Origin of the sequence: Labrys neptuniae (genome assembly GCF_040797145.1) — a bacterium.
Lineage (GTDB): Bacteria > Pseudomonadota > Alphaproteobacteria > Rhizobiales > Labraceae > Labrys > Labrys neptuniae.
Map to the genome: position 1 here is coordinate 467802 of NZ_JBFNQD010000001.1, position 24277 is coordinate 492078.

Below are 24277 nucleotides of genomic sequence, written 5' to 3' on the forward strand. Positions count from 1 at the left end.
GCGGATTGTCGTACTTAGACCCGCATGCGCTCCAGTATTCCTCTGATTACCAGCGCATGGGTGTGTTCGGCATCCCTGGCGGCATAGATCAGGGTGGCGACCTTGTCACCGATCAGGCGGCGGAGCGCGACGACAGCCTCGTTGTTGTGCGCGAGTTCACTTTCGTAGCGGGCCTGAAATTCCTGCCATTTCGCCGGGTCGTGGCCGAACCATTGCCGCAGGGCAGGGCTGGGGGCGACATCCTTGGCCCAGATGTCGATATGCGCCTCCGGCTTGGACAGGCCCCGAGGCCATAGGCGATCGACCAGGATGCGCAGGCCATCAGAGGAAGCGGGTGGATCATAAGCGCGTTTCAATCCGATCGGCATCACGGCCCCCCGTCACCCCGCGGCCCGCGCCCAGGGAATTTGACCGCACGGATGATATTTCGATCTTCCATGGTTTCCACAAGGCCTCTTACTCTCTATACAGCGAGCCAACAGGATCGAGAACATGTCCGGAACGATACGCACTTCTGAGGAACTTGACCCGCGTCGCAGACGGATCGTCTACCGGGCCTGGCATCGCGGTTTTCGCGAGATGGACCTCATCATGGGCAGTTTCTGCGATGCCGTCATCGTCGAGCTGTCCGAGGAAGAAGTCGCCGACTTCGAGTCGCTCATCGATGCCCCCGATCATGAACTCTACGCCTGGATCAGGAACGAAGAGCCGGTACCGGGCGAATTCGATACGCCCGTGTTCCGGCGACTGCGCGATTACCATTTCACCATGAAGCCGATGTTTGCATGAAAGCCGCCGATCGACTCGCCGAAGTCCTGAATCGCCCCGGCGGACAACTCGTTTTCTCCAATTGCGCCGATGGCCAGGATGGCCTCGTGCTCGCCGATTTGGCGCGCAAGCTGGTGGCGCAGGCCCGAGAGCGGCCGGCGGCCCTTCTACACGTCGCGCGCGACGGCACGCGCTCCGCCACACTGGAAGCGGCCCTCCAGTTCTACGCGCCCGATATCGACGTCATCAACTTTCCCGCCTGGGACTGCCAGCCCTATGACAGGGTTTCCCCGAATGCCACCGTCGTGGCGCGGCGCATGACGGCACTGTCGCGGCTGGCGACCACCAGGGGCGGGGACAAGCCCCGTATCGTGCTTACCACCGTCAATGCCGTGCTGCAGCGCGTGCCGTCCCGCGACCTCATCGCCGCCCAATCGCTCTCGGCGGCGCCCGGCAATGCCGTCAACATGGACCGGCTGTCGGCCTGGCTGGAACATAATGGCTATCTGCGCTCCTCCACGGTGCGCGAGACCGGCGAATATGCCGTGCGCGGCGGCATCCTCGATCTCTATCCGCCGGGCCTTGCCATTCCGGTGCGTCTCGACTTCTTCGGCGACACGCTCGAATCCATCCGCAGCTTCGACGTCGAGACCCAGCGCTCTCAGACCCAGTTGCGCATGCTCGACCTCGTGCCGATGAGCGAAGTCCAGCTCACCACCGAGACGATCAAGCGCTTCCGCCAGGCCTATCTCGCCGAATTCGGCGCCCAGACCCGTGGCGACCCGCTTTATGAAGCCATCTCGGAAGGCCGACGCTATGTCGGCCTCGAACACTGGCTGCCGCTGTTCCACAACAAGCTCGACACGCTGTTCGACTACCTGCCCGAAGTTCCCGTCGCGCTCGATGCGCTGGCCGAGGATGCCGCCGGCGAAAGGCTGGCGCAGATCAAGGACTATTACGACGCCCGCCGCGACGTGCTGGGCAAACCCGGCGAGAGCGTGCCCTACAAGCCGCTGCCGCCGGATCGCCTCTACATCGCGCCCGAGGAATGGCGCCGCCGGCTCGACGAGGCGTCCCTGGCACGTCTGACGCCCTTCGCATCGCCTCCTGCGCCCGGTCGCGAAATCGTCGACTGCGGCGGCCGGCAGGGCCATAACTTCGCGGCGGAACGCGCAGCGGAAGACGCCAACGTCTTCGACGCCGTCGTCCGCCACATCCGCACCCTGCAGGCCGATGGCCAGCGGGTCATCGTGGCGGGCTGGACCGACGGCTCGCGCGAAAGGCTCGGTGCCGTGCTCGCCGATCACGGCCTCACCCAGGCCAAGCCGGTTCCCGATTTCGCCCGTGCCCTGGCCTTGCCGAAAAGCGAGATCGCCCTCGGCGTGCTGCCGCTCGAGACGGGCTTCGAGACATCAGACCTCGCCATCATCTCCGAGCAGGACGTTCTCGGAGATCGCCTGGTGCGCCGCACGGCCAAGCGCAAGCGCGCCCAGAACTTCCTGACCGAGATCGGCACGCTCTCGCCCGGCGACATCGTCGTGCATGTCGAGCACGGCATCGGGCGCTTCGTCGGCCTGCAGACGGTAACCGCCGTGGGCGCCCCGCACGACTGCCTCGAAATCCACTATGCGGGCGGCGACAAGCTGTTCCTACCGGTGGAAAATCTGGAGTTGCTGTCGCGCTACGGCTCGGAAGACGCCGAAGCGCAGCTCGACAAGCTCGGCGGCCGTGGTTGGCAGGAACGCAAGGCGCGCATGAAGAAGCGCATCCGCGAAATGGCGGGTGAGCTGATCAAGATCGCTGCGGCACGTGCACTGCGGGAGGCGCCGAAGCTGATCCCCGCCCAGGGCCTCTACGACGAATTCGCCGCGCGCTTCCCCTATAGCGAGACCGAAGACCAGCAATTCGCCATCGACTCGGTGCTCGAGGATCTCGCCTCCGGCCGGCCCATGGATCGCCTGGTCTGCGGCGATGTCGGCTTCGGCAAGACGGAAGTGGCCCTGCGCGCCGCCTTTGCCTGTGCGCTGACGGGCAGGCAGGTCGCCGTGGTGGTGCCCACCACGCTGCTCGCTCGCCAGCACGCCAAGACCTTTGCCGACCGCTTCAAGGGGCTGCCCGTCAAGGTCGCCCAGCTCTCGCGCTTCGTACCGGCCGACGAGGCCCGCAAGACCAGAGCGGGCCTGGCGTCGGGCGATGTCGACATCGTGGTGGGCACCCATGCCCTGCTGGCCAAGACCATCGCCTTCCGCGATCTCGGCCTGCTCATCATCGACGAAGAGCAGCATTTCGGCGTGGGCCACAAGGAGCGCCTCAAGCAGTTGCGCGCCGAGGTGCATGTGCTGACCTTGTCAGCGACACCGATCCCGCGCACCCTGCAGCTCGCCCTCACCGGCGTGCGCGAATTGTCGATCATTGCCACCCCGCCCGTCGATCGCCTGGCTGTGCGCACCTTCGTGACGCCCTTCGATCCGGTGGTGCTGCGCGAGGCGCTGATGCGCGAACGCTATCGCGGCGGCCAGAGTTTCTTCGTCGTGCCGCGCATCGAGGACATTGCCGATGCCAAGGCCTTCCTCGATGAATACGCCCCCGAGGCCAAGGTCGCCATCGGCCATGGCCAGATGGCGGCCGGCCAGCTCGAAGACGTGATGACAGCGTTCTACGAGGGCAAATACGATATCCTGCTCTCGACCACGATCGTCGAATCCGGCCTCGACATTCCCACGGCCAACACGCTGATCGTCTGGCGCGCCGACATGTTCGGCCTCGCCCAACTCTACCAGCTGCGCGGCCGTGTCGGGCGTTCCAAGACCCGGGCCTATGCCCTGTTCACCCTGCCGGCCAACCGCACTATCACCCCTGGGGCCGAGCGCCGGCTCAAGGTGCTGCAGTCCCTGGATACCCTCGGCGCCGGCTTCCAGCTCGCCTCGCACGATCTCGACATCCGCGGCGCCGGCAACCTGCTCGGCGACGAGCAGTCCGGCCATATCAAGGAAGTCGGCTACGAGCTCTACCAGCAGATGCTGGAAGAGGCCGTCGCGGCCCTCAAGGAAGGCGGCGTCGAGACCGAGGTCGAGGAGCAGTGGTCGCCGCAGATCACCATCGGCACGCCGGTGATGATCCCCGAGGATTACGTGCCGGACCTGACATTGCGCCTCAGCCTCTATCGCCGCCTGTCATCGCTGGATACCGATGCCGAGATCGACGCTTTCGGCGCCGAGCTCACCGATCGCTTCGGCGAGCGGCCTGCCGAGGTCGACCAGCTCCTCAAGCTGATGTCGATCAAGGCCCTGTGCCGGCGCGCCAATGTCGAGAAGGTCGATGCCGGGCCGAAGGGCGTCGTGGTCTCCTTTCGCGACAATGCCTTCGCCAATCCGGACGGGCTGGTGCGCTACATCGCCGAGCAGGGCTCCTTCGCCAAGGTCCGCCCCGACATGCGCATCCTGTTCCAGCGCGATTTCGACAAGCCCGACGACCGGCTCAAGGGCACGGCCGTCATTCTCAAGAATCTCGCTCGCATCGCCGAGACGAAGAAAGCCGCCTGATCGGATACAACGATGGCAATTGCCTCCCTCTCTTCCGTCGAAACCCCCTTCGTCCAGGTCGACCTCGACATTGCCGAACGCAATGTCGTACGGCTCCAGGCCTATTGCGACGAACACGGCCTCAAGCTGCGGCCGCATATCAAGACGCATAAGCTGCCGCGCCTGGCTCGCTTCCAGGTCGAGCAAGGGGCGGTCGGCATCACCTGCCAGAAGCTGTCGGAGGCCGACGCCATGACCGATGGCACCGGGCTCGACGATGTCCTGATCACCTATAACCTAGTGGGCGAGGCCAAGCGTGAACGCCTGCGGGCGCTTTCCGAACGCATTCGTCTCAGTGTCGTCGCCGACAGCGCCGCGGTCGTCGACGAATTGGCGGCGGCCATGAAGGGAACGGGGCGCAAGCTGACCGTGCTGGTCGAGTGCGATACCGGCGCCCGGCGCTGCGGCGTTCCCACGCCCGAGGCGGCTGCGGAACTGGCAAACCGCATCGCGGCATCATCCGAACTCGCCTTCGGCGGACTGATGACCTACCCGCCGGTCGGTGGAACCGAAGCGGTGCAGGATTTCATGCAAAGAGCGAAATCCCTGATCGAAGTCTTTGGAATTCCTGTCGAAACGATCACGAGTGGCGGATCGCCGGATATGTGGCGGGCGCATGAAGCGTCCATCGTCACCGAATACCGGCCCGGCACCTATGTCTATAATGACCGTTCCCTCGTCACCCGCGGCGTCTGCGGTTTCGATGACTGCGCCCTCAACGTCGTTGCCACCGTCGTATCGGTACCCGATACACACAGGGCCATCATCGATGCCGGCTCGAAGGTTCTGACCTCAGACCTGCTCGGCCTCACGGGTCATGGCCATGTCCTCGGTCGTCCGGATATCGCCATCGACCAGCTCTCGGAAGAGCACGGCAGGCTGGTCACCGAACAGCCGATCAACCTGTCCGTGGGCGACCGCGTGCGTATCGTGCCCAATCACGCCTGCGTCGTCGCCAATATGCTGGACTTCGTGGTCCTCTGCCGCGGCGAGACCCTTGTCGGTCCCGAGCCTGTCGCAGCGCGCGGGCGGGTTTGGTAGGAAAGGGCGCTCTCTCCAACTCCATCGAGAAGTGGAGTGAGATCGCCCTCCGTTTTTGCCCCGACGTCAGGCCGCGCCCGCAAGCGGCTGGTTGGCCTTCGAAGTATCGACGCTCTGGCTAGGCTCATGGAGCAGCGATGCTTCCTGTGCGCTCATGGGCCTGCCATAGCGTGCGCCCGTAATCTCCAGGAGGCCGCCGCTTCGCTCCGCGGTTCCTGAAGCGGGGTAGGAGGTCGATACCCAGCCCTCCGCCCCGACGGGATAGGAAACCTCCCGCTCGCTGACGTCGAAACCGATCCCCGGCACCTGCTGGCCACGCAGGGCGAGATAGCCGCCTTCCTCAATGCCAGCCTCGACCAGCGGCAGCGCAGCGTCTTCCGGGGACGGGACCAGGGCTTCGAGCCCGAACCCACCATCCTCCAGCGGGCGCATCGGCACGATGCCGATCTCACCGAGCACGGCGAAATGAGGAATGGGGCAGGGAGCATCTGCCGGCACGACGGCTGTATAGGGCGCGCGCGCAAGGCCTGCGACCTTCTCGAGCTTGCGGCTGTCGAACAAGCCGTCGACGAGGCCGGCGCGCAACACCGCATCGGGCAGCAAGGCATGGGTGACGCCATGCATCGTGATCTGGACGGCAAATACCGTCGCATCGAAAGCCTGGTGCAAGACGAGCTGGCATCCCGTGCTGAGCCATGACACCAGGCCGCCGGCAAGCCCGGCAAGTCCTGATGGCGCCATCGGACACAGCAGGCGCGAGGTTCGCGACAGGCCGAGTTCGGCGACCAGGACCGCTGCGGCTGCATGCCATTCGCGGTGATTGCGGGCGACGGCGAAATCCCCCTCCGGACCTCGATCGATCGTCATGATCGCCAGGCTTTCCTCGGGACGTTCGCGCCGCGACAGGCGGGTGATCACGCCGCTACGCGGGTAGCCGATGCAATCCTCGAACGAGACCGTTCCCCCGGGCAGATCCGCGCCGAAGGCCCCGATGAAGCGAATATCGGCAATGGACTCGTCGACGAGGTGACGAAGGGAGCGCAGGGGCTGGACATCGCCCATGCGCCGCGCCGCCAGGATTGCCTTGGCATTCAGGCGCTCCGCGACGCCAACGATCTCGGCCGGCGAGAAGTCGATCGGAACGATCACCGCCACCAAACCGGCCCGGATGCAGCCGAGCAGCGCGATCAACGTATCCGTGACGTTGAGCCCCTGCACGCAGACCAGCGCTTCGCTCGGCAATCCCATTTCGAAAAAGCGGCCGGCAACCGCGGAAACCGCAGCATCGACCTGGTTCCAGGTCAACCGGCGAGGCGCGCCGTCGGCCCAGAGCGGGCGATCCGGGGCATCGACCAGGGCCAGCGTATCGCCGCCGCGCTGGGCGCTGAGGCGCAGCAACTGGTCGAGGGTCGGGGGAGCGGGGGCAATCCTGGGCGTGATGTCTGACGTCATGGGGCCTCAGGTATTCACGGGGCACGAATCAGATCCAGGTGAGTCTAACGCTGGATGACGGCAAAGCCATAGCCGGTTTGTCGGTCGGGGTCGTCCCACCCGCGGGCACCATCCACACCTTGAGCAGCTGCCGTCCTACATGCCCATGCCGGCAAGAGGTCTTGCACATCAAAGCATTTGGCCTGCCCGGCCGGGCGATCCATAATCGCGGACATGATTCCCGGTCAGAAATTCCTCACGCTCCTGCGCGACATCGCCGCCGACAAGCGCCTCGCTTTCATGCTGTTGCTCGGCTTCAGTTCGGGCTTGCCCTTCCTGCTGGTGTTCTCGACGCAATCAGCGAGGCTGCGCGAGGTTGGGATCACACGCACCGACATCGGCCTGATGTTCTATGCGACGCTGTTCTACAGCATCAAATTCCTCTGGGCGCCGCTGCTGGAGCGTTTCGACCCGCCGGTGCTGGGACGGATGATGGGGCGATGGCGCGGTTGGCTGCTGATCACGCAGATGGGCGTCATCCTGGGCCTGTTCGGCCTCGCCGGTAGCAATCCTGCAAGCTCGCTGGGAATGACGATATTCTGGACCACGGTCACGGCATTCTTCGCCGCCAGCCAGGACGTGGTGATCGACGGCTGGCGCATCAATGTCATCCCCCGCGATCGTCAGGGCATCATGCTGGCGGTCTCCCAGCTCGGCTATCGCGTCGGCATCTTGTGCGCCGGGGCGGGCGCCCTTTATCTGGCCGAGTATTTCGACTGGCAGGCGGCCTATGGCGCGATGGCTGCATTGATGCTCGTCGGCATCCTGGCCGCCTTGCTCGCGCCGGACCCACCACCTGCTGCTGAAAAGGAAACACTCGAGGGCAAGCTCGTCTCCGTATTCGACGATGGCAAGCCTGCCAGTCCGCAAAGAGCATCCAATTGGCCCGATTGGCTGATCGCCTACAAGGAAGCGTTGAGCGATCTCTTCCTGCGCCGAGGCTGGATCCTCCTGCCGATCATGCTGCTCATCGCACTCTATCGCCTGCCGGACTTCCTGGCTGGCGTGATGTCCAATCCCCTCTATATCGATCTTGGCTTCTCCAAGGCCGAGATCGCCAATATTTCGAAGATTTACGGTTTCGCCATCGGCCTGACGGCTCCGTTCGTCGGCGGTTTTTGCATCTGGCGCTTCGGCCTGATGCCGTCGCTGCTCTTCGGCGGCATCGCTGCGGCCACTTCACATTTGAGCATGGCCCTGTTGGCGGCCAAGGGAGCGGATTCGACCTATCTGGCCTTGGCGGTGAGCGTCGAAAGCTTCGCAGGTGGCTTCGCTGGCACCGCCTTGATGGCCTACATGTCCTCTCTGACATCTCCGGCCTTTGCCGCCAGCCAGTACGCCCTGCTGAGTTCGCTCTATGCGCTGCCAGGTAAGTTGCTGGCCGGCATGTCGGGCAAGATGGTCGATCTTTTCGGCTACCCTGTCTTTTTCTCGGCAACCTCGACCATCGGCCTGCCGGTCGCGATCCTTTGTCTGATCGTCTGGCGCTCGGCCGACAAGGAAGCCCCTGCGCGGCCGGAGGAAGAGCGGGAAGAGGCTTCTCTGGCGGGGGAAGGTGGGCGCCGCTGAGGTCCAGGGCAAGCGAATCGCCTTCCGATGAAGGCGGGACGGTTTGCTCTCCCGCAATTTTCGCAACTCGAATGCCGGATATGGCAGGCTGGTCACGTTTTCTTCAATTTGTCATGCACAAGCTGCGACACCGACGCCATAGGTCGTTTTCGAGGCTGGAAACCCGTGCCCGCTTCGTTTAAGGACCTTTCCCGAAATCGTCATCTTGGCGCCTTCGTCGGCGATGAGAGACATTCAGCCCCATCGGTGCGTTGCCAACCCGCGCTTGCCCAGCGCGTTGCGGCGGCGGACTTAGGATCCAAGGATTTTGCATGATGTCGTTCCGCCTCCTTGCGACTGCAGCTCTTGCGGCGCTCAGCCTTGCGGTGACACCCGCATTGGCACAGGATACGCCCGCCAAGCCGGCCGCACCCGCCGCGAAGCCGAAGGCACCTGCAGCCAAGCCGGCGCAGAAGCCTGCAGCGGCCGCTCCCGCGGCAGCAGCAGCCCCCGCTGAGCCGGTTCCCGGCCTGGAAGGCGCAACCACTCCCGCCATCTCCAGCTCCCAGCCCGATTGGGTGAAGCTGTGCCAGACCGATCAGGCCAAGAAGGAAATCTGCCTGACCCGTCGCGACCTGCGGTCCGATACGGGGCAGACGATGATGACGGCCATCCTGATGCAGAACGTCACCGACAAGAAGCAGATCCTGCGGCTCGTCCTGCCGGTCGGCGCCCTGATCCAGCCTGGTGTCGGCCTCTATCTCGACAATGCCGCCTTCTCCACCGGCAAATATGCCGTCTGCTCTCCCGAAGGCTGCCTGGTCGAACTTCCGATCGATGAGGCACAGCTCAAGGCTCTCCGCGCCTCCAAGACCCTGGCGATCGCCTTCAAGACCCCCAACCAGGGCGTCCAACTGCCCCTGGGCACCGAGGGCTTCGCCAAGGCACTCGACAACAAGCCCCTCGATCCCCAGTCGATCGTCGACGAGCAGAAGAAGCTGCAGCAGCAGTTGCAGGACGCCGCCGAGAAGGCGCGCCAGCAGCTCAACGCCAATCCGGCGCCTGCTCAATAAGACCGCCCAGGAACAGGAATCCAGATTATGCGAAACTCTCTGATCGCTGGCGCCGCGGCAGCCTTGATCCTGTCGGCCGGTACGGCGCTGGCCCAGCAACAGCCCCAGCCTGCTGGCCAGCAGCCCGAACTGCCCAAATTCGACCAGCCGGACTGGACCAAGATCTGCGCCAAGACCCCCGACGGCAAGGACACCTGCCAGACCGTGCGCGACCTTCTGGCGCCGACGGCCGCTTGGATGATGACCGCACAGGTCGGTCAGGAGAAGGGCGGCAAACCCAAGCTCACCGTGATCATTCCGGCTGGTGTGGTGCTGCCGCTGGGAGCCCGCGTCCTCGTCGATGACCAGACCATCGACACGGCCAAGTATCGCATCTGCACGGGGCCGAGCTGCATCGCCGACATGCCCTTGACCGATGCCAATCTGGCAAACCTCAAGAAAGGCAAGAAGCTGAAGGTGCAGGCGATCACCTTCCAGGGGCAGCCCATTTCTCTGGAGATCGGCCTGGACGGCCTCGGCAAGGCTCTCGATGCCCAGGGCATCGACCAGGCTGGCTATGCTGCCAAGCAGAAGGCTTATGGCGAGAAGCTGCAGGCGATTTTCCAGCCCCTGATCGATGCCCAGCGCAAGCAGCAGCAACAGCAGGGCGGTGCCGCTCCTGCGACACCGGCTGCGCCGGCAGCTCCCGCGGCGCCGGCAGCCCCCGCGCAATGAAATGACAGAGGCCGGCCTTCGGGCCGGCCTTTTCATATCGGAAGGTGGCTGCCTCGCACCGATCGCAGAAGTCGCCGAAACGCTCAACGGGCCACGTTGTCAGTGCCGCGTCCCGGGCTTCAGCCGATAGCCGCCATCGTCATCGCGATCGAAGAGTTCCTCGATCTGCGTATTCCGGACCGGCCTGCCACTGTCGTCGATCACCAGATTCTGCTCGGAGACATAGGCGACATATTCGGTCTCCTCATTCTCCGCGAACAGATGATAGAAGGGCTGATCCTTCGAAGGGCGCACATCTTCCGGAATGGACTGCCACCATTCTTCCGTATTGGCAAACTCCGGATCGACATCGAAGATGACGCCGCGGAATGGATAGATGCGGTGGCGCACCACTTGACCGATAAAGAACTTTGCTTCCCGCGCTTTATTCATACGCCGTTCAATCGTCATCTGTGCTCGGCAAGTCTGCAATAGTGATGCCTGCAAGCCGGGCGATACCGAGTCCGCCACAACTGCGCGGACCTGCTATCCCGTTATCAGGATAGCAGTATTCTCGTCAAAGTCGTCCAATATTTCATTAAGAGAGGGACGACATGGCCGGCCATCATCCCCAGCGTCGGTGTGCCCACATCCATTGTTCGGGGTGTTCGCGGATCCACCGCTCGAACAGGACATGAATTCTGCGCGTCGCTTCGGCGATGTCGGCATCGCGGTCGGCGGTATGCGGCACCTCGATCCTCTCCGTCTCGATATAGAAATGCACGCCGCGGGTGCGTACGCAACGCGCAGCAAGCAATACGGCATCGTTGCTGCGTGCCAGCAAGGCCGGAAATGGCGTGGTCGGGGCCGGACGGCCGAAGAATGGGACCACGACGCCCCGGCGGTCGCGCAGATCCGCCAGCAATGCGACCGAACCGCCTTCGCGTACGATGCGCATCAGCTTGCGCGCAATGTCGTTGCCCTTGGCGAACAGGCCGCGCGCATAGCGGTCCCGCCGGGCCAGCATGATATAGTCGTCGACCTTGGGGTTTTTCATGCGTTGATAGACACCGGCGGCCTTGATACCGCGGACCAGGGTTGGATAGATCACCAATTCCCAATTGCCGGTATGCATCGAGACAAAGACGCTGCCCTTGCCGGAAATCTTCAGCGTATCCAATTGCGTGCCGGTGCGGTCGTCGATGCGGCCGGCGCGCATGATGCGCTCGCTGATCAGCGCTTCTGCAAAAGTCCGGCCGAGTTGCATCCACATGGCCCGTGCGATGGTTTCGATCTCGGCACGCGATTTTTCGGGGTAGGCCGCGGCAAGATGACGAAGGGCACGTTCATGGCGGCGCAGATGCGGCGCGACGAGGCGCCAAATCGCCCCCATCACCCATGAGCTGAAGTCGATGGGCAATATATGCAACAAGCCGGCAAGGGCACGCAGTGCGCTATATTCGAAGGCGTATTTGATCCGCCGCGTGCGGCGTCTTCCCCCCTTTTCGTCTGCGCCGCCTGCCACGATGCCTTCCGCTGTTTCCACGACGTGCTCGTCCCGCTGGCCATTGAAACCAGAAGCGGGAAGAATTCAATGCTCGGCTGCGCGAGCGAGCCCCTGCCGCATCATCACCCGCCTCAGGGGACCGACCCGCTCAAGGGCGTAGAGCCCCAGACCACGCAGGCCCTGCAGAGGGAAATGCCCTGAGAGCAAGGACCGGTTCAGGAGATCGACCGCCGAGTGGCGCGTCCCGATGTCGAGCCGCCTTGCCTTGGCATAGGCCTCGGTCACGCCGGCATCGCCGGGATCGCGGGCGACCTCCAAGGCCTTGGCCAGGGCCGCGATATCGCGCAGTGTCAGATTGAAGCCTTGCGCCCCGATCGGCGGCAGCACATGGGCGGCCTCGCCGATCAGCGCGACCCGCTCGGCCGCCTGGGTCACCGCCACCACAGCACTCATCGGCCAGAAGGAGCGCCGGCCGTCGACCTCGACATGGCCGAGCAGGGCATGGCTCTGGATTTCGATGGCCCGGGAGAGGGCCGCATCATCCATTGCCCGCAACTCATCCGCCTTTTCAGGGGAGACCACCCAGACGAGGCTGGCCCGCTGCCCCGGCAGGGGCACCAGTGTGAACGGACCGGACTCGGTGTGGAACTCCGTGGAGACATCGCGATGCGGGCGGCCAATCTTCAGATTGAGGGCCAGTGCCATCTGCGGATAGTCATGGCTCCGCGTCTCGATCCCGGCCGCCTGCCTGACGAGGGAGGCGCGCCCGTCGGCGGCAATGGCGAGATCGGTGGTCAGATCAGGCTGTCCATCCAGCTTGAGAACGAGGCCGCTCGAGCCGCGTTCGGCGGCAAGCACCCGCACCGGCAGATGTTCGACACCGGCCTCCTGCAGGCGGGCCTGAAGGATCTGGGTCAGAGAGCCATTGGGGATATTCCAGCCAAAGGCCTCCAAGCCGATCTCCTCCGCCTTGAAGGCGATAGGGCGTGCACGCAGGAGCCGTTGTGTCGCATCGACGATGGACATCACCCGCAGCGGCGCTGCCTCCGGATGGCCCGCAATCGGAATGCCCGCCTTCGCCAGAGCCTGGATGCTGCCGTCGAGCAGAGCGGTGGTACGGGTGTCGCCCACATTGCCGGGCGGGCCCACCAGGGTGGTCCTGAAGCCTTTTGCAGCAAGGACCGCGGCACAGGCCAAGCCTGCGAGCCCAGCGCCCACGATGACGATCGAACGATGATTTGATTCACGATTGGCTGGCATGATGTTCAATGGAATTAACGCTCTCTGAAGCGGACGTCACCTGTTTTCGGATGCTGCGGACCAGGCGCAATTGCGCCGGAGCGCGCGAATTTGGTACTATCGGGCAGAACGGACATCGGCGATGAAAAGCGTTGTCATCGGGCTATTTCTGGCGGCCGTCGTGCTGGTGCCACCGTTGCGTGCGGAGCCGTTCACCACCACCGCGCCGATTGCCCTGGTGATCGAAACAGGTTCGGGCACGGTCCTGCTCGACAAGAACGCCGACAAGCCGGTCGAGCCAGCCGCCATGGCCAAGATCATGACCATCGCCGTCGTCGCCGAAGCCCTGCGCAAGGGCCAGGCTTCGAGAGAGACCGAGTATCCGATTTCGGAGGACATCTGGCGCAAGGGTGGGGCCCCCTCGGGCAGCGCCACCATGTTCGCCGCCGTGAGGAGCCGGGTGCGTGTCGATGATCTCCTGCGCGGGGTGATGGTCCAGGCCGCCAATGATGCCTGCCTCGCGCTGTCGGCGGGACTCACGGGCCAGCTCGAGGGCCTGGTGCCGCGGATGAACACGCTGGCCGCCGAAATCGGTTTGCAGCACACGCAGTTCCGCAATGTCACCGGTTTTGCCGATCCGGCCCAATTGACCACGGCGCGGGACCTCGCCCGGCTGCTCGGCTGGCTCCGCCGGAACGAGCCGGACATCTATGCCATCTACCAGGAGCGGGATTTCACCTGGAACAAGATCCGGCAGACCAACCGCAATCCCCTGCTCACCCAGGGCCTGGGGGTCGATGGCGGCGTCACCGGAGCATCCGACACGGCGGGCTATGGCGTGGTCGTTTCGGCCCTTCACGGCGACCAGCACTTCATCATGGTGCTGCACGGCCTGCAATCGAATGCCGAACGGGCGACGGAAGCCAAACGGGTCCTTGAATGGGCCGAAAATTCATTCCGCCCGCGTCTCGTCTTCGCCAAGGGGGAGATCGTCGGCGAGGCTTCCGTCTATGGCGGCACGGCCAATTCCGTGCCCGTCGTGGCCGATCGCGACGTCTCCATGCTGGTGGACAGCAGCGGCACGGAAAAACTCAGCGCCAAATTGCTTTATGATGGGCCCCTGGAGGCTCCGGTACAGAAAAACAGCGCCGTCGGCCGGCTCCAGATCCTGCGCGAGGGACAGGTGTCTCTTGAAATTCGCCTGTATGCAGCCGCCGATGTGCCAGTCGGCAGTCTTCCCCAACGCGCATTCGGTGCTATCTACGAGCTTGGCATCGGATTGATACAGGGTGGGCACGACAAGCGATGAAGGGCCGGTTCATAACGTTCGAAGGCGGCGAGGGTGTGGGTAAGTCTACCCAGATCCGCCGGCTGGCGGCATCCTTGAACGCGCTCGGCGTCGAGACCCTGCTGACCCGCGAGCCCGGCGGCTCGCCGCATGCCGAGGAATTGCGTGAAGTGCTGCTTTCCGGCGGCGCCAAGCATTTCGGCCCCTTTGCCGAAACGATTCTGTTCTATGCGGCGCGCGACGATCATCTCAACGCGACGATCAGGCCGGCCTTGGCAAGGGGGACGTGGGTGCTATGCGATCGCTTCATGGATTCGACTCGCGCCTATCAGGGCGTGCTGGGCGAGGTCGAGCCAGCATTGATCCGCTCGATCGAACGCGTGGTGGTTGGTTCCACCGTGCCCGACCTCACGCTCATTCTCGACATGCCGGCCCGTGATGGGCTCGCCAGGGTCCGCTCCCGCGGCGCGGCCATCGATCGCTTCGAGGGAGAGAGCCTGATTTTCCATGAAAAGCTGCGCGAGGCCTTCCTGGCCATCGCCGAATTCGAGCCTCGCCGCTGCGCCGTCGTCGATGCCTCCGCCTCGCAGGACGAGGTTGCCGCGGCGATTCTCGGCGTCGTGCGAAGAAGGCTCGACCTCGATGCGGCCCGGGTGCCGGCATGAGCGAACGCCTCGAAAGCGACATGCTGGCCGACAGCCCGCATCCGCGCGAAACCATGCAATTGATCGGCCAGGACCGGGCAGAGCAGGCTTTGCTGAGCGCCTATCGTTCAGGCCGCATCCATCACGCCTGGCTGTTGGGTGGCCCCGAGGGCGTCGGCAAGGCAACGCTGGCCTATCGCATGGCCAAATTCGTGCTGACCCATCCCGATCCTCACCAACTCGGCGAGGCGACCAGCCTCTCGGTCGCCGCCGGCGCCACGGCTGCTCGCCAGATCGTGTCGCAATCCCATGTCGATCTTGCGGTGCTGCGTCGCCTTCCCAACGACAAGACCAAGGGGTTCTATTCCAACATTCGTGTCGACGACGTCCGCAGCGTGGTGCGTTTCCTCGGCTCGACCGCCGGGGCAGGGGGGTGGCGCATCGCCATCATCGACTCTGCCGAAGACCTGGCACGTGAGGGCGCCAACGCCCTGCTCAAAGTCCTGGAAGAGCCGCCGCCGCGGGTGCTTTTCCTGATAATATCGCATCAGCCGGCCCGCCTCCTGCCGACCATCCGCTCGCGCTGCCGGCTGCTCACGCTCGATCCCCTCGGCGACGCCGATGTCCTCAAGGCAGCGGCACAGGCGCGTCCAGACCTGCCCGAAGAGACGCTGGCTGCAGGAGCTGCCCTGGCGCAGGGCAGCGTCAGGCGCGCCTTGGCCCTGGCGGACGGGGAGGGGGTATCCCTGCACCGCTCCCTCACGGACCTGCTGGCCAAGCTGCCGCGGATCGACGTGGCTGCAGCCCATGCTCTCGCCGACCGCTGCGCCAACAAGGCAGGCGACGAGAATTTCGCGCTCCTGCTCGACTTCCTCGACGAATGGCTGCATCAGCGCCTGCTGGCGGCACGTGGCGAACCCGTGGCCCGCCTTGCGCGCTGGGCTGAGGTATGGGAGAAGGCCCGCCATGCTGCGCGTGATGTCGAGGCCTATAATCTCGACCGCAAACCTTTCGTGCTCGCGACCCTCGGCTTGCTCGCCGAAGCTTCCGCAGCCTGAAGGGTTTTGCGTTTAGACGAAATTGCGTCGACTCGCGAAACGCCCCAGGCATTTTCCGGCGAAAAGTCTCTCAACTTTCTCCGAAAATGCTCTACATCAGGAATCCCTGATGCGCGGCCTGACTGGCGGTGTCGCGCATCGTTGTCAGGAAAAGCGTCATCGATGGCCGAGAAAGACACCTATTACATCACCACGGCGATCTCCTATCCCAATGGCAAACCCCATATCGGGCATGCCTATGAGCTGATCGCGACCGATGCCATCGCCCGCTTCAAGCGGCTCGACGGGAATGATGTGTTCTTCCTCACAGGCACCGACGAGCACGGCCAGAAGATGCTGCAGACGGCGGCCAAGCAGGGCACCACGGCCCAGGCCCTGGCCGATCAGAACTCGGAATATTTCCGCGAGATGGCCCGGGTGCTCAATGCGTCGAACGACGATTTCATCCGCACCAGCGAAGAGCGCCATCATCGCGCCTGCCAGGAAATCTGGCGCCGGATGGAGGCGGCCGGCGACATCTATCTGTCGAAATATTCGGGCTGGTATTCGGTGCGCGACGAAGCCTTCTTCGACGAGAAGGACCTGGCTCTCAATTCCGATGGCTCCCGTTCGGTGATCGAGACCGGTGCCAAGGTGGAATGGGTGGAGGAGGAAAGCTATTTCTTTCGCCTTTCCGCCTATCAGGATCGCCTGCTGAAGCACTATGAGAGCCATCCTGGCTTCATCGGCCCGGAGGAACGCCGCAACGAGATCCTGAGTTTCGTGCGCTCGGGCCTGCGTGACCTTTCCATCAGCCGCACCACCTTCGATTGGGGCGTGCCGGTTCCCGGCAACCCCAAGCACGTGATGTATGTCTGGGTCGATGCCCTCACCAATTACCTGACGGCGACAGGCTTTCCGGATACCGATACCGAACGCTCCAAATTCTGGCCGGCCAGCGTGCATATCATCGGCAAGGACATCGTGCGCTTCCACACGGTCTATTGGCCTGCTTTCCTGATGTCGGCCGGTATCGAGTTGCCGCATCGCGTCTTCGGCCATGGCTTCCTGTTCAACCGCGGCGAGAAGATGTCGAAATCGGTCGGCAACGTGATCGATCCCTTCACCCTTGCCGAGCATTACGGCGTCGACCAGTTGCGCTATTTCTTCCTGCGCGAGGTTCCCTTCGGCCAGGACGGCAATTATTCGCATGAAGCGATCGTCAACCGCATCAATGCCGACCTCGCCAATGATTTCGGCAATCTGGCCAATCGCTGTCTGAAGATGATCGCGGCCAATTGCGGTGGCAAGGTACCCAGCCCCGGCGATCTCCTGCCGTCCGACGAACAATTGCTGAAGGCGGCGGACAACCTGATCTGGCAGGCTCGGGACGCCATCTTCAATTTCGCCCTGCACACCATCCTGGCCGATCTGTGGAGCGTCGTGGGCGAAGCCAACCGCTATTTTGCGGCCGAAGAGCCCTGGAAGCTGAAGACCAGCAACCCGGCGCGCATGGAGACGGTGCTTTACGTCACGGCCGAGGTGGTCCGCCAGGTTGCCATCCTGGCCCAGCCGGTGATCCCGGCAGGGGCAGCGCGACTGCTCGACCAGTTGGCTGTGCCGGAAGACGCGCGCGACTTCGACCATCTCGGCATTGACGGCCGCCTATCACCGGACGCCGAACTGCCGGCACCGACAGCCGTGTTCCCCCGCTATGTCGAGGCGGTCGACGGGGCAGGCAAGGCCTGAGACGGACAAGCTGAACCATGCTGATCGATAGCCACTGCCATCTCGATTTTCCCGACCTGCAAGCCGAGATCGACGACGTCGTCGCACGTGCCCGCCAGGCCGGGATCGGGCGCATGATCACCATCTCGACCCGTATCCGCCAGTTCGAGAAGATCAGGGCGCTGATCGAGCGCTATGACGACGTCTTCGGCTCGATCGGCACGCATTGCCTGCACGCCCATGAGGAGGACGACATCCCGCTCGACACCATCCTGGAACTCGCCGCCCATCCCAAGGTGGTGGCGATCGGCGAGGCCGGGCTGGACTATCACTATGACTACGCACCGCGCGACGTGCAGGCGCGCGGGTTTCGCAAGCATATCGCCGCGGCACGGCTCACGGGACTGCCGCTGGTGATCCATGCCCGCCAGGCCGACAAGGACATCGGCGACATTCTCGAGGAAGAAATGGAGAAGGGGGCCTTCAGCGCCGTCCTCCATTGCTATTCGTCCGGCCCCGAACTGGCCCGGCGGGGGCTCGCGCTCGGTTTCTACGTCTCCTTCTCCGGCATCCTCACCTTCAAGTCGGCCGAGGAGATCCGGGATATCGCCCGCTTCGTCCCACATGACCGGCTGCTGGTTGAAACGGATGCGCCCTATCTCGCGCCCATGCCATTCCGCGGCAAGCGCAACGAGCCAGCCTTTGTGGCCAATACCGCGCGGATCCTGGCTGAGACCATCGGCTTGAACGAAAGCGAGGTGGCGAGGCAAACCAGCGAGAACGCCTTCCGCCTCTTCACCAAGATGCCGCGTCCCGACGGTATCAAGGCAGCAGCCTGACGCCATGAAGTTGACTGCGACATTGCTGGGCTGCGGTTCCTCCGGCGGCATCCCCCGGGTCGGATTTGGCTGGGGCAGTTGCGATCCCCACGAGCCACGCAACCGGCGCCGGCGCTGCGCCCTCCTGCTCGAACGGGACGGAGCGGAAGGCGGCCGTACCACGGTGCTGATCGATACCGGCGCCGACATGCGCCAGCAATTGCTGGACGCCGAGGTCAAGGCGGTCGACGGCGTGCTCTACACTCATGATCACGCCGATCATACCCATGGTATCGACGATCTGCGCGTGCTGGCGCTTTATCAGCGCAGCCTTGTCGACGTCTACGCCGACCGACGCACCGCTGCCCTGCTGCGAAATCGTTTCGACTATTGCTTCGAGACGCCACCGGGCTCGTCCTATCCTCCCATCCTGACGCTCAACACGATCACGGTCGGGCAGGCGGTCAGTGTCGACGGTGCCGGCGGCTCGATCACGGCTCTGCCGTTCGAGCAGGACCACGGCGACATCCAATCCCTCGGATTCAGGATTGGGGACTTTGCATATTCCAGCGATATCAATGGATTGTCTGGAGAAAGCGAAGCATTGCTTCAGGGCCTCGACATCTGGATCGTCGACGCGCTTCGCCCCACGCCGCATCCCAGCCATTGGTCACTGCCGGAGACACTGGCCTGGATCGAGAAATTGAAACCGCGCCGCGCCATCCTGACCAACATGCACACGGACATGGATTATCAGACCTTGCGACGCAGCCTGCCGGCGGGCGTGGAACCGGGCTATGACGGCATGCGCATCGAACTGGCACCACCGGGAGCAGGCCGCGCCTAGACGGCAGCGCTCCACCGCTCTCACTCCTTGGTTCGACACGTTTTTTCGATCCGTGGCGTGATCGCCAGATCGCAAAACGTTTCGGAACAAATTGACCGCAAGCGTCGAAATATGACGTTAATGTTCATGCTGTTTCAATTGCTTATGTGATAGATTCCTCTCTCTTGTCATGAAAAGGATTCGTCCTAAGGAATTGTTCGGTTGGCTGGTCAGCACGTTTTTCTCAATCTTCTCGCAGGTGTCGCACTCCTGATCTGGTCCACCCGCCTGGTCAAGACGGGGATCATGCGGGCCTTCGGCGAACGATTGCGCGGCGTGATTTCGCGGGCCACTTCCAATCGGTTTTCCGCCTGCCTGGCGGGGGCAGGGGTGGCGGCAGCCCTGCAGAGTTCGACCGGCTCGACCCTTCTGGTGATGTCCTTCGTCGAGCGGGGCTTCCTCACACTCGCCATGGCCTTGGCCGTCTTGCTCGGCAGCAATGTCGGCACCACGCTCGTGGTTCAGGCATTGTCCTTCGATCTGTCGGCCCTGATGCCCATCCTGATCATCGCGGGCGTGGCTTCGTTCATGCTCGGGCGCTCATCCGTCTCGCAGAATGTCGGCCGCGCCATGATCGGCCTCGGACTGATGATCCTGTCGCTGCACCTGGTCGTCGGGATCGCCGATCCGATCCGCCAGAGCGAGATCATGACGTTGATCTTCGAACGCCTCAATGGCCAGCCCTGGGCTGCGCTGCTGATCGGGGCTGGACTTGCTTGGCTGGTGCATTCGAGCGTGGCGATCCTGCTGCTGGTGATGTCGCTCTCGGGGGCAGGGGTGGTGGGCATTCCACTCGGCCTTGCCCTGGTGCTGGGGGCCAATATCGGCTCGGGACTGGCTCCTCTCGGTCTGTCTCTGGCTGCCCCGATCGAAGTCCGACGCGCTTTGCTCGGCAATCTCGGCACCCGCCTGGTCGGGGCCGTGGTGCTCTTGCCCCTGATCGGCCTCATTCAGCCCTGGCTGGCGCAATTGGAAGCCTCCGGGGCCCGCCAGATCGCCAATTTCCATGTCGGCTTCAACTTAGCTCTTCTGATCGTCTTCCTGCCTTTCATCGACCAGACCGCCCGCCTGCTCGAAAGGCTGGTGAGGGCGCCGAAGGCGCCGATTGGCGAGCGCCCCTCGCCTGTACTCGACGAAGGGGATTTCGACAGCCCCTCGGTCGCTCTGGTGGCTGCCTCGCGCGAGGTGATCCGGCTGGCCGAACTGGTTGAGATCATGCTGCGGGAATCGATCATAACCTTCGAGGAACAGGACGATTCCAGGCGCAAGCAAATCAGCCAGCTCGACTATCAAGTCGACCGGTTGCAGGAGAACATCAAACTCTATCTGACCCGGCTGACCCGCACGCCGCTCGACAAGGACATGAGCCGGAAGGCGTTCGAGCTCATCCTGTTCACCACCAATCTCGAACATGTCGGCGACATCCTCGATAAGACCCTGCTTGAACTGGCCGCCAAGAAGCAGCGGCTCAATCTGAGCTTCTCAAGCGAGGGCTGGGCTGAAATCAAGGCCATGCATCGCGAAGTGGTGGCGCAGATGCGCCTCGCCATCACGGTGTTCATGACCCAGGATCCCGTCATGGCCCGCCAATTGGTGGTGGCCAAGGATCATATCCGCAATTTCGAACGCTCGGCGGCGGAGAGCCACCTCAATCGCCTGCGGGCCGGTACGCTGGCCTCGATCGAGACCAGTTCGCTGCATATGGACGTCATCCGCGACCTCAAGCGCATCGTCGCTCATCTGACGGCCGTGGCCTATCCGATCCTCGAGGCAGCGGGAGAACTTTCGACCTCACGCCTCAAGGATGCTGGATAATCATCTGATATCAATTAGATAAATAGAATTTTTCAGACGATTGATCGGCTGCAGTGGATCGGAATCATCCTGCCGCCGTGAGACTTCGCACCACATCAAGGAGCACGTTCGCACCGGCAAGAAGATCGGCATCCGGCGTGAACTCCTTGGGATTATGACTGATTCCGGCAATGCTGGGCACGAAGATCATGGCCGAGGGCGCGATCCGCGCCATCATCTGGGCATCATGGCCCGCACCGGAGGTCATCCGGCGGCAGGGTAGGCCCCGGCGGCCGGCCGCCTGTTCGATCCGATCCACCACCCCCCTGTCGAAGACAACCGGCTCGAACCGGGCGAGGCGCTCGACGGATACCGCGACGCCCTCCGACCGGGCGAGCTCATCAAGGAAAGAGGCGAGGGCGCTTTCCGCCTCGCGAAGGCGCATCTCATCGGGATCGCGCAGGTCCACCGTAAGGCTCGCCCGTGCCGGGATGACGTTGATGGCATTCGGCTCGAACCGAAGACTGCCGACGGTCGCCACCGACGGCGTGTCGGCGGCAACGGCCTGCTCGCGCAGAAAGGTAATCACGCGCGCCGCGGCATGGCCGGCATCATGGCGCAGCGACATCGGGGTGGTGCCGGCGTGATTGGCGACGCCCTCGATGGTGACGCGTTGCCAGGAGATGCCTTGCAGCGTCTCGACAGCACCAATGGCCAGACCTTCGCGTTCGAGTACCGGGCCTTGCTCGATATGAAGCTCCAGATAGGCATGTGGCTTGAGGAAACCGGGCTCCCGTTCGCCCGCATAGCCGATCCGCCGCAGTTCCTCGCCAAGCCTGGTGCCATCGATGCCGATGGAGGCCAGCGCCTCCTCGACCGACAATCCGCCGGCATGGACCAGGGAACCCATCATGTCCGGCGCATAGCGTACGCCTTCCTCATTGGTGAAGGCGGCTATGGCGATCGGGCGGCTTGGGCGCCAGCCGGAGGATTTCAGCGTCTCGATCACTTCGAGGCCCGACAGAACACCATAGCAACCGTCATAGATTCCGGCGTCGATGACGGTGTCGATATGCGAGCCGAGGAGGACCGGGGCATCGTCCCTTACGCTCTCCGGACGCCAGATACCGAAGATATTGCCGATCCTGTCGATCGCGACCTCGAGGCCTGCATCCTCGAGCCATCGAACCAGGCTGTCGCGCCCCGCTCTGTCGGCGTCGGATGCGGCCAATCGGGTCAGCCGGCCGTCGTCCCCACGCCCGATCGCCCCGAGACTGCTCAGCCGCCCCAGCAAGCGCTCGGCCTGGATGGATACCTCGCTCATGCCTGAATCTCCCCATTTGCCACCCGCACATCCGCCGGGTCGAGGCCGACAAGATCCCGGTATCGTGCGGGATCGGTGGCGCCTTCGCTGTTGATCACCAGGACGCGGGCATTGGCATCCAGGCCGAGTGCCTGGCGCATGGCATCGCCCCGAGCCGCCCGGAGCAAGCCGGCCAGGCCGGCCGCGCCGCTCTCGCCCGCGACGATAGCTGGATCGCCCGGCAAGGGACGCGCCAGGGCCTTCATCGCCGCGATCGCTTCCTCGTCCTCCACCGTCATGAAACCGTCCGCCACGCGCATCAGGATCCGCCATGCGACTTGGGACGGCTCGTAGCATTCCAGCATCGCCATCACCGTGGGAGCACCATGGTCGACCTTCACGGGCTGGCCGGCCTGCGCGCTGGCGAAGATACAGGCCGAGAGCGCCGGCTCGACCACCACCAGCTTCGGCCGCTGCGCTTCGAGGACGAGTGCAGCATGGCCGCCAAGCGCTGCCGCAATGCCGCCGACACCGGCCTGGACGAACAAATGGGTCGGCGGTTCGCGCATCTGCTGCAAGGCTTCTCGCAGAATGGTGGTGTAGCCCTGCATCACCAGGCTCGGGATCCGCTCATAGCCTGCCCAGGACGTGTCGGAGACGACAGTCCAGCCCCTGGCTTGGCTGACACGCGCGGCCTCGGCCACGGAGTCGTCATAGGTGCCACCCACCCGCACGATCTCAGCCCCGAACGCCGCGATCGCCTGCACGCGCCCCGGGCTCACACCGCCATGCACGAAGATCACGGCCTTCGCCCCGACAAACCGGGCCCCCTGGGCCACGGAGCGACCGTGATTGCCGTCTGTCGCACAGGCGAAAACCATTTCGGCGGCGACCGATCTGACCTCATCCTGCCCGAGTTGCGTATAATCGACTGTCCGCCCCAGCTGCCGGCTGGCCTTCTCGATCACCAGCCGCACCACGGCATAGGCTCCGCCAAGAGCCTTGAAACTACAAAGACCTAGACGGTGAGCCTCATCTTTTACGAGGAGTTCGCCGATACCGAGCCGCGTCGCGAGAGCGGGCAGAGAGAGCAGGGGGGTCGGATGGTGGTCGGCCCGAACGGCCAGGAAGCGCTCGACTTCGTCCGCACCGGCGCGTCCCAGCGTGGAACGGTCGTCGGCGAGGAGTGGGAAGCGATAGTACGCATCGGAATTGAGCAGAAGCATCGGGGATCTCCATTTCTCAAGCGCAATCCTATTGCGTAAGAGCCGATGAATGCGCTCTGATTGGAGATCGTTGGTGCAATTTTGTATCGTCGGGTCGCGATGCCACGCATTTCCGGTTCATCCCTCGAACTTGACGGCTTCGATGTCGCCATCCTGGCTATCCTGCAACGCGACAATCACACGCCGCAGCGCAAGATCGCCGAGGCCATCCATCTGTCGGCGCCGGCCGTACAACGCCGCATCCGGCGCTTGGAGGAGAGTGGCGTCATAACCGCCAATGTTGCCACGCTCGATCCGGCAAAGATTGGCCAGCCGTTGACCATCGTGGTCAATGTCGATCTCGAGCGCGAGCGAAGCGTCTTGATCGACGAGGCCAAGAAGGCATTCCTCGCCGAAGCCAGCGTGCAGCAATGCTATTATGTCGCCGGAGAAACGGACTTCGTGCTGATCTTGAACGTGCCGTCGATGGCTGATTATGAAGCACTGACGCGCCGGCTGTTCTTCGCCAACAACAACGTCAAGCGCTTCCGGACTTTCGTGGTGATGGACCGGGTCAAAACCGGCACCACCTTGTCCCTGGACAAGGTTCCGGGCATCTCGACGCCGCAATGA

Annotated in this window: 21 protein-coding genes; 14 read left to right on the top strand and 7 right to left on the bottom strand. The window is 63.7% G+C overall.

The window, feature by feature from the left end:
• Positions 1 to 14: 14 nt before the first annotated feature.
• Positions 15 to 368 carry a DUF488 domain-containing protein gene (locus tag ABXS05_RS02165; protein ID WP_311936144.1) on the bottom strand — a complete coding sequence of 118 codons (354 nt, stop codon included), beginning with the start codon at positions 366 to 368 and terminating at the stop codon, positions 15 to 17.
• A 124-nt stretch (positions 369 to 492) separates the two neighbouring features.
• On the opposite strand from ABXS05_RS02165, the gene ABXS05_RS02170 reads away from it, so the two are divergent.
• The 3 genes from ABXS05_RS02170 to ABXS05_RS02180 are packed head-to-tail and all read left to right on the top strand — an operon-like array spanning position 493 to position 5390.
• The gene (locus ABXS05_RS02170) at positions 493 to 789 is read left to right on the top strand and encodes an FAD assembly factor SdhE (RefSeq protein WP_311936142.1); all 297 of its coding nucleotides are present in this window, start codon (positions 493 to 495) and stop codon (positions 787 to 789) included.
• Positions 786 to 4310 (top strand): transcription-repair coupling factor, encoded by a 3525-nt coding sequence (gene mfd, locus ABXS05_RS02175; protein ID WP_311936140.1) that lies wholly within the window; start codon positions 786 to 788, stop codon positions 4308 to 4310. The genes ABXS05_RS02170 and mfd overlap by 4 nt, the downstream gene beginning before the upstream one ends.
• Positions 4311 to 4322: 12 nt before the next feature.
• Positions 4323 to 5390, top strand: a complete 1068-nt coding sequence (locus tag ABXS05_RS02180) for a D-TA family PLP-dependent enzyme (protein WP_367622746.1) — start codon at positions 4323 to 4325, stop codon at positions 5388 to 5390.
• Positions 5391 to 5456: 66 nt separating this feature from the next.
• Here the strand turns inward: ABXS05_RS02180 and ABXS05_RS02185 are convergent, their stop codons facing one another.
• Positions 5457 to 6842, bottom strand: coding sequence for an AMP-binding protein (locus tag ABXS05_RS02185; protein WP_367622747.1), 1386 nt, complete (start codon positions 6840 to 6842; stop codon positions 5457 to 5459).
• Positions 6843 to 7055: 213 nt separating this feature from the next.
• On the opposite strand from ABXS05_RS02185, the gene ABXS05_RS02190 reads away from it, so the two are divergent.
• The 3 genes from ABXS05_RS02190 to ABXS05_RS02200 all read left to right on the top strand — a co-directional run bounded on the left by ABXS05_RS02190 (position 7056) and on the right by ABXS05_RS02200 (position 10216).
• Entirely contained in the window at positions 7056 to 8450 is a 1395-nt protein-coding gene (locus ABXS05_RS02190; RefSeq protein WP_367622748.1) for an AmpG family muropeptide MFS transporter, read from the top strand.
• Positions 8451 to 8761: 311 nt separating this feature from the next.
• The gene (locus tag ABXS05_RS02195; RefSeq protein WP_311936131.1) at positions 8762 to 9502 is read left to right on the top strand and encodes an invasion associated locus B family protein; all 741 of its coding nucleotides are present in this window, start codon (positions 8762 to 8764) and stop codon (positions 9500 to 9502) included.
• Between the two features lie 27 nt (positions 9503 to 9529).
• Positions 9530 to 10216, top strand: coding sequence for an invasion associated locus B family protein (locus ABXS05_RS02200; RefSeq protein ID WP_311936128.1), 687 nt, complete (start codon positions 9530 to 9532; stop codon positions 10214 to 10216).
• A 99-nt stretch (positions 10217 to 10315) separates the two neighbouring features.
• Here ABXS05_RS02200 and hspQ read toward each other — a convergent pair whose 3' ends face one another.
• The 3 genes from hspQ to ABXS05_RS02215 all read right to left on the bottom strand — a co-directional run bounded on the left by hspQ (position 10316) and on the right by ABXS05_RS02215 (position 12962).
• Entirely contained in the window at positions 10316 to 10648 is a 333-nt protein-coding gene (gene hspQ, locus ABXS05_RS02205) for a heat shock protein HspQ (protein ID WP_068284888.1), read from the bottom strand.
• Positions 10649 to 10820: 172 nt separating this feature from the next.
• The gene (locus ABXS05_RS02210; protein ID WP_367622749.1) at positions 10821 to 11741 is read right to left on the bottom strand and encodes a lysophospholipid acyltransferase family protein; all 921 of its coding nucleotides are present in this window, start codon (positions 11739 to 11741) and stop codon (positions 10821 to 10823) included.
• Between the two features lie 45 nt (positions 11742 to 11786).
• The gene (locus ABXS05_RS02215) at positions 11787 to 12962 is read right to left on the bottom strand and encodes a UbiH/UbiF family hydroxylase (protein ID WP_367622750.1); all 1176 of its coding nucleotides are present in this window, start codon (positions 12960 to 12962) and stop codon (positions 11787 to 11789) included.
• 121 nt (positions 12963 to 13083) lie between these two features.
• Between ABXS05_RS02215 and ABXS05_RS02220 the strand changes: the two genes are divergently transcribed.
• The 7 genes from ABXS05_RS02220 (at position 13084) to ABXS05_RS02250 (ending at position 21157) form a co-directional block, all read left to right on the top strand.
• The gene (locus ABXS05_RS02220) at positions 13084 to 14250 is read left to right on the top strand and encodes a D-alanyl-D-alanine carboxypeptidase family protein (protein ID WP_367622751.1); all 1167 of its coding nucleotides are present in this window, start codon (positions 13084 to 13086) and stop codon (positions 14248 to 14250) included.
• Positions 14247 to 14894, top strand: a complete 648-nt coding sequence (gene tmk, locus ABXS05_RS02225) for a dTMP kinase (RefSeq protein ID WP_367622752.1) — start codon at positions 14247 to 14249, stop codon at positions 14892 to 14894. The genes ABXS05_RS02220 and tmk overlap by 4 nt, the downstream gene beginning before the upstream one ends.
• Positions 14891 to 15931: a DNA polymerase III subunit delta' gene (locus ABXS05_RS02230; RefSeq protein ID WP_367622753.1), complete on the top strand. Its 1041-nt coding sequence runs from the start codon at positions 14891 to 14893 to the stop codon at positions 15929 to 15931. Before tmk ends, ABXS05_RS02230 begins: the two co-directional genes overlap by 4 nt.
• A gap of 162 nt (positions 15932 to 16093) precedes the next feature.
• Positions 16094 to 17659 (top strand): methionine--tRNA ligase, encoded by a 1566-nt coding sequence (metG, locus tag ABXS05_RS02235; protein WP_367622754.1) that lies wholly within the window; start codon positions 16094 to 16096, stop codon positions 17657 to 17659.
• Between the two features lie 17 nt (positions 17660 to 17676).
• Positions 17677 to 18477 (top strand): TatD family hydrolase, encoded by an 801-nt coding sequence (locus ABXS05_RS02240; RefSeq protein WP_367622755.1) that lies wholly within the window; start codon positions 17677 to 17679, stop codon positions 18475 to 18477.
• Positions 18478 to 18481: 4 nt separating this feature from the next.
• Entirely contained in the window at positions 18482 to 19303 is an 822-nt protein-coding gene (locus ABXS05_RS02245) for an MBL fold metallo-hydrolase (RefSeq protein WP_367622756.1), read from the top strand.
• A 201-nt stretch (positions 19304 to 19504) separates the two neighbouring features.
• Positions 19505 to 21157 carry a Na/Pi cotransporter family protein gene (locus tag ABXS05_RS02250; protein WP_367622757.1) on the top strand — a complete coding sequence of 551 codons (1653 nt, stop codon included), beginning with the start codon at positions 19505 to 19507 and terminating at the stop codon, positions 21155 to 21157.
• Positions 21158 to 21221: 64 nt separating this feature from the next.
• Here ABXS05_RS02250 and ABXS05_RS02255 read toward each other — a convergent pair whose 3' ends face one another.
• Together ABXS05_RS02255 and ABXS05_RS02260 are read right to left on the bottom strand one after the other, a co-directional pair.
• A complete protein-coding gene (locus ABXS05_RS02255) occupies positions 21222 to 22460 on the bottom strand; it encodes a Zn-dependent hydrolase (protein ID WP_367622758.1) in 1239 nt (412 codons plus the stop codon).
• Positions 22457 to 23665: a diaminopropionate ammonia-lyase gene (locus ABXS05_RS02260; RefSeq protein ID WP_367622759.1), complete on the bottom strand. Its 1209-nt coding sequence runs from the start codon at positions 23663 to 23665 to the stop codon at positions 22457 to 22459. Before ABXS05_RS02260 ends, ABXS05_RS02255 begins: the two co-directional genes overlap by 4 nt.
• Before the next feature lie 99 nt (positions 23666 to 23764).
• Between ABXS05_RS02260 and ABXS05_RS02265 the strand changes: the two genes are divergently transcribed.
• The gene (locus tag ABXS05_RS02265; RefSeq protein ID WP_311936081.1) at positions 23765 to 24277 is read left to right on the top strand and encodes an Lrp/AsnC family transcriptional regulator; all 513 of its coding nucleotides are present in this window, start codon (positions 23765 to 23767) and stop codon (positions 24275 to 24277) included.

Excerpts from the sequence above, each read along its gene's own strand:
- ABXS05_RS02170 (WP_311936142.1), top strand. The coding sequence starts at position 493 with ATGTCCGGAACGATACGCACTTCTGAGGAACTTGACCCGCGTCGCAGA.
- ABXS05_RS02185 (WP_367622747.1), bottom strand. The coding sequence starts at position 6,842 with ATGACGTCAGACATCACGCCCAGGATTGCCCCCGCTCCCCCGACCCTC.
- ABXS05_RS02245 (WP_367622756.1), top strand. The coding sequence starts at position 18,482 with ATGAAGTTGACTGCGACATTGCTGGGCTGCGGTTCCTCCGGCGGCATC.
- hspQ (WP_068284888.1), bottom strand. The coding sequence starts at position 10,648 with ATGAATAAAGCGCGGGAAGCAAAGTTCTTTATCGGTCAAGTGGTGCGC.
- metG (WP_367622754.1), top strand. The coding sequence starts at position 16,094 with ATGGCCGAGAAAGACACCTATTACATCACCACGGCGATCTCCTATCCC.
- ABXS05_RS02180 (WP_367622746.1), top strand. The coding sequence starts at position 4,323 with ATGGCAATTGCCTCCCTCTCTTCCGTCGAAACCCCCTTCGTCCAGGTC.
- ABXS05_RS02190 (WP_367622748.1), top strand. The coding sequence starts at position 7,056 with ATGATTCCCGGTCAGAAATTCCTCACGCTCCTGCGCGACATCGCCGCC.
- ABXS05_RS02165 (WP_311936144.1), bottom strand. The coding sequence starts at position 368 with ATGCCGATCGGATTGAAACGCGCTTATGATCCACCCGCTTCCTCTGAT.
- ABXS05_RS02215 (WP_367622750.1), bottom strand. The coding sequence starts at position 12,962 with ATGCCAGCCAATCGTGAATCAAATCATCGTTCGATCGTCATCGTGGGC.
- mfd (WP_311936140.1), top strand. The coding sequence starts at position 786 with ATGAAAGCCGCCGATCGACTCGCCGAAGTCCTGAATCGCCCCGGCGGA.
- ABXS05_RS02220 (WP_367622751.1), top strand. The coding sequence starts at position 13,084 with ATGAAAAGCGTTGTCATCGGGCTATTTCTGGCGGCCGTCGTGCTGGTG.
- ABXS05_RS02265 (WP_311936081.1), top strand. The coding sequence starts at position 23,765 with ATGCCACGCATTTCCGGTTCATCCCTCGAACTTGACGGCTTCGATGTC.
- ABXS05_RS02195 (WP_311936131.1), top strand. The coding sequence starts at position 8,762 with ATGATGTCGTTCCGCCTCCTTGCGACTGCAGCTCTTGCGGCGCTCAGC.
- ABXS05_RS02255 (WP_367622758.1), bottom strand. The coding sequence starts at position 22,460 with ATGAGCGAGGTATCCATCCAGGCCGAGCGCTTGCTGGGGCGGCTGAGC.
- tmk (WP_367622752.1), top strand. The coding sequence starts at position 14,247 with ATGAAGGGCCGGTTCATAACGTTCGAAGGCGGCGAGGGTGTGGGTAAG.
- ABXS05_RS02200 (WP_311936128.1), top strand. The coding sequence starts at position 9,530 with ATGCGAAACTCTCTGATCGCTGGCGCCGCGGCAGCCTTGATCCTGTCG.
- ABXS05_RS02260 (WP_367622759.1), bottom strand. The coding sequence starts at position 23,665 with ATGCTTCTGCTCAATTCCGATGCGTACTATCGCTTCCCACTCCTCGCC.
- ABXS05_RS02240 (WP_367622755.1), top strand. The coding sequence starts at position 17,677 with ATGCTGATCGATAGCCACTGCCATCTCGATTTTCCCGACCTGCAAGCC.
- ABXS05_RS02230 (WP_367622753.1), top strand. The coding sequence starts at position 14,891 with ATGAGCGAACGCCTCGAAAGCGACATGCTGGCCGACAGCCCGCATCCG.